The following is a 12,329-nucleotide window of genomic DNA, read 5'->3' as shown; positions in this document are numbered from 1 at the left end:
GGCTGCAACCGCAGGCGTCGGCACGCTAAGGCCGATGCCCCCCACTGTAAATATTCCTGCGATCATTGCACCGCTGGCAAGTAAACCTACGCCTCGTCTGACAGCACTGACTGGCCTTGTTTTTGGTTTTGCCGGATGGGTATTTGGGCGTCTTTTATACAACGGTCTACCCCCTGTAGATCGTTCGGGGCCAGACTTTGACCCGCGTGTTGTACGGGTCGCGCAGATGCACGTGTGCTCTTGATGCTTCCCCCACCGTAAATAGTTAGGGGTAGCCATTCGATTGTCAAGTCCGCAATATTCCCATTACTGTGGGATTAATAAACCCGCTGAACAAACCTTTTGTTATTAAACTATCGGTACGGTATTGTCGTTTATGACGCCCACGTGGGGCTGGAAAGATGTCCTAAAACTGCAGGCATTCGGGGGAAAGCCGCTGAGCACAGATACTTGACGACTGACGAGTGGTGCGCCACGATGCAGGTGAGTTCGCAACCTCGAAGGTGCGACCTGTCGAAAATAGAGGTCCATGGCCGGTAACCGCCTGCCTCCGGAAATTCTCTGATGGTGGATAAAGACGCCAGCCGCGGGTTTTCCTTTTAATTTATCTTGGCGTGATTTCATAAGCCTGCTCGTTTTGTATTTTGTGACGCCTTTTTATGTCGTAGGGAAGATCCTCCTGCTCTGGCGACGCCGCATTCTCCGGGCGAAGAGTGGGATCCCTCGCTGATTAGGTACATTGGGACCATGCCCATGAACGCTGCACTCCAAGGGATCGCTGATAGCGGTCACGCCACCCACGCCCATACAGGCGCTTGGGTTGCTGCTGTTCTGCGCGCGCGGATCTCCGCCGGGCAGCTCCCGCCGGGAACCAAGCTGTCGGAGCAGAAGCTCTCGGAGGCCCTTGGGGTTTCCCGGAACACACTGCGGGAGGCCTTCACCGTCTTGGCAGGCGAGTCCGTTGTCCAGCGCATCCCCAACCGTGGAGTGTACGTGGCAGCTCCGGGGGTGGAAGATGTTCGGGAGATTTACCGCGTGCGGCGGATGATTGAGCCGGCTGCCGTGCTTTGGGGGGAGATCCCTGACGGTACGCTGGACCGGCTCGATGCCATCATCTCGCAGGCGCGCGAGGCGTTGGCTGCAGGGTCAATCCAGGGCATGGCAAACGCCAACCAGGAACTGCACAAAGCCCTCGTCTCACTTTCGGGCAGCGTTTCGTTGGATGAGCTGATGGAAAAGGTCCTGGCTGAAATGCGCTTGGTATTCCATGCCATGGCCACGACCCCGGATTTTCACAGCCACTATGTGGAGCGCAACGCTGCTCTTGTTGCGCAGATCCGTTCAGGCCAGCGGGAGGAAGCGGCCGCGGAGCTTCGGCGCTACCTCGACTCCGCTGAGGATGAGTTGCTAGCCCATATTGGCGCCGCACAGCCTTGAGCGCACAGCCCTGACCGCCAGGAACGTGCAAACCCGGACGCTCAAAAGCGCCGCGGATCCGGAAACGGACCCGCGACGCTGTGCAACCGATGAGCTAGGGCACCAGGTAGCTGCTGTCCCTGGCATCTGTAATCAGCATGTGTCCGGGGGCATGCCCGATCGCAAGGGCGGGCCTCGACTCCATCACGGCAGCCTGGGGGGTTACGCCGCAAGCCCAGAAGACCGGAACATGGTTGGCAGGGATTTCCACGGCATCGCCAAAGTCCGGACGGGCAAGGTCGGCGATGCCCAGGTCCGCAGGATTTCCCACATGCACGGGGGCGCCGTGAACAGCGGGATAGCGTGACGTGATCCGGACGGCGTCGGCAACCTGCGAAGCCGGGATGGGGCGCATGGAAACCACCAAAGGGCCAGCCAAGGCACCTGCAGGTTCACAGCGCACAGTGGTCCTGTACATCGGGACGTTCACGCCTTGGTCGATATGGGCCACCCGTATCCCGTTCTCCTGGAGGGCGGCTTCAAAGGTAAAACTGCACCCCACAATGAAGGTCACCAGATCATCGCGCCAGTGCCCGAGGATGTCTGTCGGCTCATCAACTTTCACCCCGTCCTCGTACACCACATACAGTGCGACGTCGGTCCGCACGTCGCCCCCGGCCAGCAGCGCGCCTGACGTCTCACCGGCGTCGAGCACTCCCAGTATCGGGCACGGCTTCGGGTTTCGTTGTGCGAAGAGCAGGACATCGAAAGCCTGTGCCTTCGGCACAATAATCAGGTTCGCCTGGGCAAACCCCGAGCTCCATCCGGAAGTCGGGGTGACAAGGCCTGACCGGAAGAGCGCGCGGGCCTCTGAAGGCAGCAGGGCTGCCGGATTCTCGGGAAGTACGGCGCCGGCAGGGGAGTTCGTTGAGACAGTCACGGTTTCTCCTATACCCAGAGCTTCGCGAGGCCGGCCAGCGAGTTCCAGCCGAGGAACAGGGTCAGCAGCCAGGCGAGAGCACCGATGATGAGCAGCCACTTGGGATAGACATAGCCGTGCAGAAGGTCTCGGCGACGCCAGGCCACCCACAGCAGGAGGGCGAAGCCCACTGGGAGGATAAGGCCGTTGAAGGCACCGGCGAAGATGAGGAGCTGCTGCGGGGCCTGTCCGATCAGGAGGTAGGCGACAGCACAGAAGGCGATGAAGCCAACGGTGATGAGGTTGCGTGTGCGTTCCTTTGTTGAGGACTTGGTGACGAACGAAACCGAGGTGTAGGCAGCGCCGATCACTGAGGTGATGGAGGCTGCCCAGAGGATCACCCCGAACATGCGCAGGCCGATCTGACCGGCGGCAGCTTCGAAAGCCGAGGCGGCAAGGTTGTTGTTGGCCAATGCCACGCCACCAGCAACGACTCCGAAAATGGCGAGGAACAACAGGATGCGCATCACGCAGGTCACCATGATGCCCAGGATGGAGCTTTGGGTGATCTCCTTGACGTGCTCCACACCGGTGGCGCCGGAATCCAGCATTCTGTGGGCGCCAGCGTAGGTGATGTAGCCGCCGATGGTTCCACCGATGAGCGTGGTGATCACCAGGAAGTCCACCTTCTCTGGCATCACCGTGTTCCGGAGGGCTTCACCCAGGGGAGGGGCGGAGACGATGGCCACGTAGAGCGTCATGAGGATCATGACGGCGCCGAGGATCACCACAATTTTGTCGAGTGCCAGGCCTGCCTTCTTACTGAGGAAGATCAGGATTGCGATAACAGCGGAGATAGCGCCGCCGAGCTTGGGATCCAATCCCATCATGGCGTTGGTGCCCAGACCGGTACCTGCGATATTGCCGATGTTGAAAACCAGGCCGCCCAGGAACACGAGGCCGGCGAGGAACCAACCCACACCCGGCAGAACCTTGTTGCCGAGTTCCTGGGCCCGCAGCCCCGAAACGCCGATCACACGCCAGACGTTGGTCTGCACCGCGATGTCCACGAGGATTGATACGAGGATGGCGAAGGCGAAGGCAGCCCCCAGCTGCACTGTGAACGCCGCGGTCTGGGTGATGAAGCCAGGACCGATTGCGCTGGTGGCCATGAGGAACATGGCACCCAGGAGAGCCGACCGCCTGCCGGCTTTCGTTTTGCTTGGGAGTGTTGCTGTGCTTTCCACGGGGTCCGTCCAAAGGGTGCGGTGACCGGAGTCACAATGGGATGTCACGGGCAACACTACAGACTGTTCAACAATCTGCGCAAGGCATTGTTGAACAATAATTAAGAGTTATGAGCCGATGCTGAGAGGTCCCGACGCTTTTTCGGCAGCCTTTAGGGCCTTCTCGAGCCGCTCCACGGCACGTGCATAGTCGGTATCGGGGGCCAGCCGGCAACGTTGGGCTTCCTTCATGGCACGGAAGAACTCGGCCGTTTGGGGGACACGAACATCGCTCATGCCAGGAAAGTCGATGGCTCTTCCCGGGTCAAGTTCGTAGCGGCTCCACTGCCTGAGAACGGCATCGTGGCGTGTCGCAGCGTCGGCCCATGCGGGGCGGTTCTCCGGCTTGCTTTTCTGACGCAGGTCCAACCTGCGGCTCCCCGTGAGAGTCAGCAGAGCTGCGGCAGTCCCGAGGATAAACAGCAACAGTCCCACCACTGGCGACAACACGGCCGGAACCAGCACGGCCGGTACGATTACCACGAGTCCGGTGAACACGTTCCAGAACAGCGCGTCCGGCTCGCTCCTGCCGGATTGATCGTTATTTGCAGGGCTATTATCCCTGGGGTTGGGCGCCGCAGGCCCGGGGCGGGAAAGCAGGCCCCCAGCGGAAGTTGCAGGATCTCGCCTGACGCTCCGGTAGAGAACATGAACGGTGCCGGCGATAGCAAGCACCAGCACAGCGGCCCAAAGGGCGATTTCGGCAGGCGCCATCAGTATGGCATCAGGCATGGCGGGCATCGGACCACCTCCAGCGCTATTACCCGCTTGGCGCCGCCCTCCAAGAGTGCCGCAGGAAGATCGAGCGCCGTTTGATTTCAGTATGCGCCACCACTACATGCCTCAGCTAGGCCCCTTCTGGGCGGTTCAGCCCTGGCGGGCCTTTTTGGCTTCCTTCTTCGCGGCCTCATCCTTGACGCGCTGCGCCTCAGCCCGGACGGCGGCGTGAGTGGACCGCTCACTTACCAGCCAAGCAGGGGGTGCCTGCAGCAGCGCGGTGATTTCCGCCGTCGTCAGCGCTTCTTCAACTCCGCCACGGGCGAGGCCGCTGATGGAGACGTTCAGTTTCTGCGCCACCACCGGGCGGGGGTGGGGGCCGTTACGGCGCAACTCGACAAGCCACTCCGGCGGATTGGCCTGGAGCTCGGCGAAGTCAGCGCGGGTGATGACTGAATCCTGGAACTCCTGTGGTGTCGCGGGCAGATAGATGCCGAGTTTCTTGGCAACGGTGGCCGGCTTCATGGACTGGGAGTTTGCAGAGGTCATGCTTCAAGGGTATCTGTACGGGCGCGCTCACCGCACCAGAGCAGGCGCCGTTCCGGCACCATAGCGTTACTGCGCGGTGAACGGCTGACTCTGATGAACGGCTGACGGTACTGTGAAGCTGTGCCAGCAGACAATGAAATGCCCCAAGCTCCCGAGCATCCCCTTCCCCCTTCTCGTCCGGATTCGACGGAAACGTCAAGCGGGGAACCAGATGCGGGCCGCCGCGAGCTGAGATTTGCATACGTTGCTGGGGTAACGCCTGGGAAATGGATCCGACGTTGGGAGGAGCGGATGCCGGACGTGCCGTTGCAGTCCTTTATGTCCGACGACGGCGAGCAGCTTGCGGTGTTGTGGAACGGTGCTGCTGATCTCAGCTTCGTCCGGCTCCCCGTGGAGCGCGAGGGACTCAGTGTTATTCCCCTTTATGAGGAACAGCCGGTTGTGGTTGCGCCAAAGGGCCATGAAATCTCGGTCTTCGAGGAGGTCGCGTTCGACGACTTGGCAGAAGAAACCTTTCTGGACCCTGCTGAACTCGGAGGAGCAGAGAGTGCCCTCCAGGTGGTGGCGTCCGGCGCAGGCCTGCTGATCCTTCCGATGTCTGTGGCGCGACACTTCAATGTTAAGGACACGGTGGCCCGGCGCCTGACCGGGGTGCCAGGCACAGAGATCGCTCTCGCCTGGTCCGCCGATGCAACCGACGAGGTGATCGAGGAGTTCATCGGGATCGTTCGGGGACGTACTGCCCAGAGTTCCCGGCAGCCATCGGCGAACCAGGAGAAGCCCAAAAAAGCCCCTAAGCCTGACCGCAGGGGAACGGGCGGAGCCAAGAAACCAGCCGTAGCGCAGCGCTACGCCCCGAATCCTGACAAGGGCCGCGGCCGTGGATCGCGAAAGAAGGGCAAGCGCTAGCGGATTCAGCGTTCTGGCCGGGAGGGGTCCGGTTCTCGGGGCCCTGGTTTGGTGGAACGGGCGTAGCGGACAGTGCGGTTCCGGCCCAGTGATTTTGCGCGGTAGAGAGCTGCATCTGCCGCTGCAATCAGTTCCTCCAGGCCTTCTGTGTCATCGTCCACGGCCGCCAAGCCGTAGCTGACGGTGGGCATTTGAATACCGAGGTCGGCGGAGGCAGCATCCATGCGGCGGCTGATATCTGTAGCCACGCTCTCGCCCCGGTAAGGACTGACGCCCGGAAGCAGCAGGACGAACTCCTCGCCTCCGTACCGTGCGACGAGATCGGAAGACCGGACCGTCTGCGTGCATGCTTTGGCGAATGCTTGCAACGCACGATCCCCGGCCGCGTGACCATGAGTGTCATTGATGGCTTTGAAGTGGTCCAGATCCGCAAGCAGAAGGGTTCCGGGCGCCCGCGTGCGCTGAAGCCTGAGGAGTTCTGCCTCTGCCAGATCGAGAAAGCCGCCGCGGTTAAGCAGCCCGGTCAGTCCGTCCCGTGTCGCGAATGTACGCAAGGCCCGGGTCTGCTGCTCAGTGCTGAGCGCCGCCATGCTGAAGGAGGCCACCACCAGGAGCACCATGGTGATGCAGGTGGTGAGGGCGGACCCGAAATATGCCTGGAAATTGGGGCCGTAGGGGCCTTCGACCAGATACACGATCAGCCGCAGGAAATAGAACAGGGACAGCGAGCCGGCCGCCATGGCCATGGGCATGCGAATCTTGGAATAACCAGGCTCGAGGTGCCAGAGCTCGTGCGCAGCCAATCCAATAACGACGCTCATGGAGGCGAGGAAAACCGCGCCTCCTGACCAGGTGTTGCCTGCCGGATTCTCCAGGCACGAGGCGAAAGCCGTTATCACCGGCCCCGCCAGCAGAAGCCAGGGACGGGGCATGGATGTGCGTAGAGAGCGGGCAGCGGCCCACACGCTGGAGGCACCGGCGACCAACAGGCCGTGACCTGCCGGAATGGCCAGCCATTGAAGGGGCGTTCCTTCCAGGAGCAAAGATGCGGATCCGGCAAGAAACATTATGAGAGCGAAGCACCACCAGGCGCTGTAGGCCGAGCGGGTGCTGCGGTAAACGGAGAAGTAGAAAAGGAGACCAAGAACCAAGGCCATCACGGCGAAAGCGACCCTGAGGGTTGCTGTATCGAGGACCATGCTCTTCTTCCCCCTGCTGAACGAGCCTGTGAAGCCCCAGTATCCCACTACCCGACGCCCCTGTAACGACCCTTTTGCCGGAGTTTACCGGGAACCGCTGACGGCAGCACCGGATGAGCAGCGGAAACTGCTATTGCGTCAGGCGATACCGCTCGATTTGCTTCAGCCTCCGCTGGAGGCTGTCCCGCCGCGGGTGGGGCACCGCGTCGGGCGATTCAGCGGTGAGGTCAATGTGCTTGGTGCCGTATTGCCAGAGCAAGAGGTCATCCAGCAGCCTGTCCGGTCCCGGCGAATACCGGTGGTCAAGGGCCCGGCGGACCTCAGTGATCCGGTTGGCGCTGAGCAGCTCAGCCAACTGGACTGTCTGGTTCAGGCTATGGGCGGCCATCAGCTCAGCTGCCCAGCCCCAATCGTCGTCGACCTTGCGGTCAACGTGGGGCAGCAGCGTCCGCCAGACGTCCCGGATGCGGTTGGGTGTGAGCGGGGCCGCGCCTTCGCCTTCGGTATCCCAGAAGCTGCGGACCTCCTCATAGCGCTCGTGCAGATCAGCGAAAGCGCCTTCCACCGTTTCCAGCATGGCGGCCGTTGCAGTGAACTGGCGGTCGAAATGCGGGGTCCAGGCACGGGGATCTTCAGCTTTGAAGCGGATATCGTGCTCGATCTCGCTCCAGGCGTGCGCAAAGACTGTACGGATCTGGCACTCAAAGAAGTAGCTGCCGTTGGCGGGGAGGTCCGGATTGAAAGCTTGCTGGTAGTCCTTCACAGCCTCATTCTGGATGGTTCGCAGGATTAAGTGGCGGCTGGAGTACCCATACGTCCCTGACTCAATGGATCCGATGTCCTTTTCCCTGTCGCCGCGGCAGTCGAAAAGCTGGCGCTGGCGTTTGATGAGGTTAGCCACCACTGCGTTCTCAGCCGGAAGCTTGGTAATGACACGGACTCCCACCATGTCGTTAAGGGTGCGGAAGGGATCCGGGAACTTCAGGACCGGGGGGCCTCCGGGCTCCAGTGGCTCCTCCGTCCGGGAAATCTTCTCCCGGAAGGACTCCACGGTTTTGGTGCGGCCGGTAACAAACAACGGCGTGACTTCGGTGTCCTTGAGCATGCCCCGCAGGGTCAGCAGGACCTCGCGTGTGACGAGCTTCAGGGCGGGGCGCACCCGCTCATAAAGCTCAACATTCTCCCGCACAGCCTGCTTTTGGGCAGTATCGAGAAGGTCCCAATTGGTTGCCATAAGGTCAGCTTACGGTGGGGGTGCGACACGATGGCACTGACACCCCGCCCCCGGTGAAGCCGGCATCCGAAATCGGGTACGCCGACCATGCCAAATCGGGTTCGCAAGCCGAAGGCCAAGGTAGGCTCGGATCTAGCTGATGTGCATCGTCGAGACCAGGCGTCGCAGCAGTAGGCGGACAGTTGGGGCATTGTCCGCCTTCTGTAGAACACGCCCCGAGGAGGATGCAGTGAAGCGGCACAAGTACCAGTACGGTGCAGATCCCAGTCAATGGGGCGAACTTTTCCTGCCGGAAGCCAATGGCAAACAAACGCCCAAAGGCGTTGTTGTGGTCATCCACGGCGGATACTGGCGTTCCCAATACGGTGCTGAACTGGGCGAACCACTGGCTCGGGATCTTGCGATGCACGGTATGGCGGCATGGAACCTGGAGTACAGGCGGGCCGGAAACGGCGGGGGCTGGCCCAACACCTTTGAGGATGTCCTGGCCGGCATCGACAAGCTGAGGGACCTTGCTGAAGAACACGACCTTGATCTTCGCAACGTCGTTGCCCTGGGACATTCAGCAGGAGGCCACCTTGCTGTGTGGGCAGCAGGCCGTGACAAGCTCGGAACTCTGCCCGCGCCTGAGGCCGACCGCCAGCTGGTCCGCAAGAACGGCAATGGCGCCGTCCACCTCACAGGCGTTGTCAGCCAATCCGGCCTCCTCAACCTTGCGGACGCAGAAAAGCTGGACCTCAGTAACGGCGCGGTCAGCAATTTCCTTGGCGGGCCGGCCCGGAAGTATCCCAAGCGCCACATGTACGTGGATCCGATGAGCACAGTCCCCCTGACAGTTCCTGTTTACGCGGTCCACGGCCTTGACGACGACACCGTTCCCCTGAGCCAGTCCGAGGCCTACGCAGTTGCTGCCCGGGCTGCCGGTGCACCCGTTCAGCTGCTCAAGCTGCCGGGAGACCACTTTGCGTTGATTGATCCGAAGGCGCCGTCATACCGCAAATGCCGGGAACTCGTCCAAGGCCTGCTGGGCTAAAAATGGGAGTGGGCCGGTCTGAACTTAGGGCGGCTCTGCTTAGCACCGACGTAATGACGCGGCAGGGCATCCGTCGGGACTCATCCTTCCCCTAAACTGGATGACAGGTGTGCCGGGAAGTCTGGTCGGCGTGACTTTGTCGACGCTACCTTGAGGACCCAGATGAGCCAGAAGCCTGCACCGATTCCCCCGCGTATCACCATCTTCGGACGCGGAAGCTACGCCGAGTCCCTGCGCATCGGTGAGATCCTCCGCAAGGAAACCGTTGGTGGGGCGCTGTTGGTTGCCGCCGCCATCATCGCCTTGGTCTGGGCAAACTCTCCCGCATCAGACAGCTACTTCGCCTTGCGGGACTTCAAAATCGGCTACGAGCCATGGCACCTGGACCTCAGCCTCGGAGCCTGGGCCGCGGACGGGCTCCTTGCCGTTTTCTTTTTCCTTGTGGGACTCGAGCTCAAACGCGAATTCGTTGCGGGAGACCTGAGGCAATTCAATAAATCCGTGGTTCCGGTCGCTGCAGCAGCGGGTGGTGTTGTCGTACCGGCAGTCATTTACGCGGTAATTAACTTCACCAGCCCTGAATCCCTTCGAGGCTGGGCTATCCCGACGGCTACGGACATAGCTTTCGCAGTCGCGGTCCTGGCCATTATCGGATCGCACCTTCCCAGTGCGCTTCGGATCTTTCTCCTGACACTGGCCGTTGTTGATGATCTGATTGCCATCACTATCATTGCCCTCTTCTACTCCGAAAACATCCAGCCGGTGCCCCTGCTGCTCGCGCTGATCCCACTGGGCCTGTACACGCTCCTGGCACAGAAGTACCGCCGGTTCTTCGGGACCCGGGTGTGGGCTGCCTGGCTCATCCTGCTGCCGCTGGGGATCGTCGTCTGGGGGCTGGTGCACGCTTCGGGAATCCATGCCACTGTCGCCGGTGTGCTCCTGGGGTTCGCCATCCCGGTGCTGCGCTCACAGGCCAGTGGCGGTCCCACAGCCGGCCCCGGACTGTCCGAAGTGTTTGAACACCGTTTCCGGCCGATTTCTGCCGGCATCGCCGTGCCCATTTTTGCCTTCTTCTCCGCCGGCGTGGCCGTGGGCAGCTGGGAAGGACTCCGGTCGGCACTGGCTGATCCGGTCGCCGTCGGTATCATTGCCGCGCTGGTGCTGGGAAAGCCGATCGGCATTATGGGCACCACCTGGGTCCTGACTAAAACGAGCAAAGCTGCCCTCGACACCTCATTCAAATGGATCGATGTCTTCGGAATCTCGTTGCTGGCCGGGATCGGCTTCACCGTGTCCCTCCTCGTTGCCGAGTTGAGCTTTGGGCATGGAACAGTTCAGGACGATCACGCCAAGGTGGGAATCCTGGCAGCTTCCCTGCTGGCCTCGGTCCTGGCCACAGTGGTGCTGCGCGCCAGGAACCGCGTCTACCGTCTGGAAGAGGAAGAGGAAAAGGTGGATGCGGACAACGACGGCATCCCCGATGTCTACGCCAAGGACCAGCACTCCTGAATCACTGCGATTTCCGGGCCGGGCGGAAGGGAGCCAGAATGGGGCATTCTCTGGCAAAGTAGGGAGCATGCTCACAGTAATCGGCGAGGGCCTGGTTGACGTTGTGCAACGTCCAACGGGAATTGAAGCCCACGTGGGCGGAAGCCCGCTGAATGTGGCGGTCGGGCTGGCTCGGCTCGGCCACCCGGTTCAGTTCATCGGCCGCTACGGGCGGGATGCGTATGGCGATTCTGTGGCGGCGCACCTCAGGTCCAGCTCGGTGATGGTGCCCCGGGGTCCTGACTCTCTGCCTACCAGCGTGGCCACTGCACTGATCGACGACGACGGCGCCGCCACCTATACGTTCGACCTCGCCTGGGAGCTCCCTGGCCTCGTTGACCGGCTACCGTTCGTGCTGCAGGGAACAACACTGCTGCATACCGGATCCATTGCCACGATGCTGGCGCCCGGCGCGGCGGAAGTGCTGGCCGCCGTCGAACACGCACACCCTTCCGCCACCATCAGTTTCGATCCCAACTGCCGGCCGAGCATCGTTGCCGATGCAGGCTATGCCGGGAGGCAGGCAGAGAAATTTGTATCCCTTGCGGACATAGTTAAGGCCTCAGATGAGGACCTCGAATGGCTCTACCCGGGGGAAGACATACTGGACTCGGCCCGCCGCTGGCTTGCCCTCGGCGGATCCGAAGGCCCAGCCATGGTGGTGGTGACCCGAGGCGCAGCCAACGCCTGGGGAATCACTGCCGCGGGCGAAGCTGAAGCAGTCACACCTGCAGTTGACGTCGCCGACACGGTGGGCGCAGGTGATTCGTTCATGGCGGCCCTGCTCTCAGGAGTGGTGGATCTGGGACTGGACGGCGCGCAAAACCGGAAAGAACTGCGTGCAATGTCCGCGGAAACCCTCGCCCAACTCCTTTCGCATGCGGCCGCAGCCGCCGCCGTAACCGTCTCCCGCGCAGGGGCCAACCCGCCCACCCGCGCTGAACTCAACCACGCCCTTGTCCCCGACACTGAAAGGCAGCCATGACAGTACCTGATCCATTTGAAGAAGCATCCGGAATCGCATCCTTCCAGGTAGCCAGCGAATCCTTCGAAGACGGGCAGGTTCTGCCACCGGCTCAAACCAGCGGAGTACTCGGAGCCGGTGGACAGGACGAATCCCCTCAGCTCAGCTGGTCAGGTGCCCCCGAAGGAACCAGAGGCTATGTAGTCACCGTCTTCGATCCCGACGCGCCGGGCCGGGGATATTGGCATTGGGCAGTTGCCAACCTCCCTGCGGACACCACCTCACTCCCGGCCGGTGCTGGATCCCGCGACAATGCCCTTTTGCCGTCGGGGGCTGTCCAACTTAAGAACGACGCCGGCTTTTCGGGGTTTGTAGGCGCCGCACCACCGCCGGGGCACGGGCCTCACCGCTATCTGCTGGTGGTGCACGCTTTGGACAGCGAACAGCTGGATGTTGCTTCGGATGATTCGGCTGCTTCGATAGTGTCCAAGCTTGCCGACCATACCCTGGGTCGCGCGAGGCTGACGGGCATGTTCGAACGGCGGTAGATCGGTC

12 protein-coding genes are annotated in these 12,329 nt (G+C 61.7%); 6 read left to right on the top strand and 6 right to left on the bottom strand.

Annotated elements, in window-relative coordinates; genetic code table 11:
• Window positions 1-747: 747 nt before the first annotated feature.
• Entirely contained in the window at window positions 748-1,437 is a 690-nt protein-coding gene (locus RIN13_RS11685) for a GntR family transcriptional regulator (protein ID WP_309107508.1), read from the top strand.
• Between the two features lie 94 nt (window positions 1,438-1,531).
• Here the strand turns inward: RIN13_RS11685 and RIN13_RS11680 are convergent, their stop codons facing one another.
• From RIN13_RS11680 to RIN13_RS11665, 4 genes are all read right to left on the bottom strand, one after another.
• Entirely contained in the window at window positions 1,532-2,356 is an 825-nt protein-coding gene (locus RIN13_RS11680) for a putative hydro-lyase (protein WP_309107507.1), read from the bottom strand.
• 8 nt (window positions 2,357-2,364) lie between these two features.
• Window positions 2,365-3,582, bottom strand: coding sequence for a divalent metal cation transporter (locus RIN13_RS11675; protein ID WP_309107506.1), 1,218 nt, complete (start codon window positions 3,580-3,582; stop codon window positions 2,365-2,367).
• Window positions 3,583-3,690: 108 nt separating this feature from the next.
• Window positions 3,691-4,353, bottom strand: a complete 663-nt coding sequence (locus RIN13_RS11670; RefSeq protein WP_309107505.1) for a hypothetical protein — start codon at window positions 4,351-4,353, stop codon at window positions 3,691-3,693.
• Window positions 4,354-4,488: 135 nt separating this feature from the next.
• Entirely contained in the window at window positions 4,489-4,887 is a 399-nt protein-coding gene (locus RIN13_RS11665; RefSeq protein WP_309107504.1) for a DUF5997 family protein, read from the bottom strand.
• Window positions 4,888-5,025: 138 nt separating this feature from the next.
• Here RIN13_RS11665 and RIN13_RS11660 point away from each other — a divergent pair, with 138 nt between their 5' ends.
• Complete coding sequence (locus RIN13_RS11660; protein WP_309107522.1) at window positions 5,026-5,796, top strand: LysR substrate-binding domain-containing protein; 771 nt, start codon at window positions 5,026-5,028, stop codon at window positions 5,794-5,796.
• Window positions 5,797-5,801: 5 nt separating this feature from the next.
• On the opposite strand, the gene RIN13_RS11655 is transcribed toward RIN13_RS11660, so the two are convergent.
• Window positions 5,802-6,995: a GGDEF domain-containing protein gene (locus tag RIN13_RS11655; RefSeq protein WP_309107503.1), complete on the bottom strand. Its 1,194-nt coding sequence runs from the start codon at window positions 6,993-6,995 to the stop codon at window positions 5,802-5,804.
• Between the two features lie 130 nt (window positions 6,996-7,125).
• The gene (locus RIN13_RS11650) at window positions 7,126-8,229 is read right to left on the bottom strand and encodes a RelA/SpoT domain-containing protein (RefSeq protein WP_309107502.1); all 1,104 of its coding nucleotides are present in this window, start codon (window positions 8,227-8,229) and stop codon (window positions 7,126-7,128) included.
• A gap of 229 nt (window positions 8,230-8,458) precedes the next feature.
• Between RIN13_RS11650 and RIN13_RS11645 the strand changes: the two genes are divergently transcribed.
• The 4 genes from RIN13_RS11645 to RIN13_RS11630 all read left to right on the top strand — a co-directional run bounded on the left by RIN13_RS11645 (window position 8,459) and on the right by RIN13_RS11630 (window position 12,322).
• Complete coding sequence (locus tag RIN13_RS11645) at window positions 8,459-9,262, top strand: alpha/beta hydrolase (protein WP_309107501.1); 804 nt, start codon at window positions 8,459-8,461, stop codon at window positions 9,260-9,262.
• Between the two features lie 162 nt (window positions 9,263-9,424).
• Window positions 9,425-10,771 (top strand): Na+/H+ antiporter NhaA, encoded by a 1,347-nt coding sequence (nhaA, locus tag RIN13_RS11640; RefSeq protein WP_309107500.1) that lies wholly within the window; start codon window positions 9,425-9,427, stop codon window positions 10,769-10,771.
• A 67-nt stretch (window positions 10,772-10,838) separates the two neighbouring features.
• Window positions 10,839-11,795, top strand: coding sequence for a carbohydrate kinase (locus RIN13_RS11635; RefSeq protein ID WP_309107499.1), 957 nt, complete (start codon window positions 10,839-10,841; stop codon window positions 11,793-11,795).
• Complete coding sequence (locus RIN13_RS11630; RefSeq protein ID WP_309107498.1) at window positions 11,792-12,322, top strand: YbhB/YbcL family Raf kinase inhibitor-like protein; 531 nt, start codon at window positions 11,792-11,794, stop codon at window positions 12,320-12,322. The genes RIN13_RS11635 and RIN13_RS11630 overlap by 4 nt, the downstream gene beginning before the upstream one ends.
• Window positions 12,323-12,329: the final 7 nt, after the last annotated feature.

The organism is Arthrobacter sp. (assembly GCF_031179985.1).
Lineage (GTDB): Bacteria > Actinomycetota > Actinomycetes > Actinomycetales > Micrococcaceae > Arthrobacter.
This window is presented reverse-complemented; position numbering and strand designations above follow the sequence as displayed.

Coding starts and splice junctions, on each gene's coding strand:
- RIN13_RS11685 (WP_309107508.1), top strand. CDS start 748: ATGCCCATGAACGCTGCACTCCAAGGGATCGCTGATAGCGGTCACGCC.
- RIN13_RS11670 (WP_309107505.1), bottom strand. CDS start 4,353: ATGCCTGATGCCATACTGATGGCGCCTGCCGAAATCGCCCTTTGGGCC.
- RIN13_RS11665 (WP_309107504.1), bottom strand. CDS start 4,887: ATGACCTCTGCAAACTCCCAGTCCATGAAGCCGGCCACCGTTGCCAAG.
- RIN13_RS11660 (WP_309107522.1), top strand. CDS start 5,026: ATGCCCCAAGCTCCCGAGCATCCCCTTCCCCCTTCTCGTCCGGATTCG.
- RIN13_RS11655 (WP_309107503.1), bottom strand. CDS start 6,995: ATGGTCCTCGATACAGCAACCCTCAGGGTCGCTTTCGCCGTGATGGCC.
- RIN13_RS11650 (WP_309107502.1), bottom strand. CDS start 8,229: ATGGCAACCAATTGGGACCTTCTCGATACTGCCCAAAAGCAGGCTGTG.
- nhaA (WP_309107500.1), top strand. CDS start 9,425: ATGAGCCAGAAGCCTGCACCGATTCCCCCGCGTATCACCATCTTCGGA.
- RIN13_RS11635 (WP_309107499.1), top strand. CDS start 10,839: ATGCTCACAGTAATCGGCGAGGGCCTGGTTGACGTTGTGCAACGTCCA.
- RIN13_RS11630 (WP_309107498.1), top strand. CDS start 11,792: ATGACAGTACCTGATCCATTTGAAGAAGCATCCGGAATCGCATCCTTC.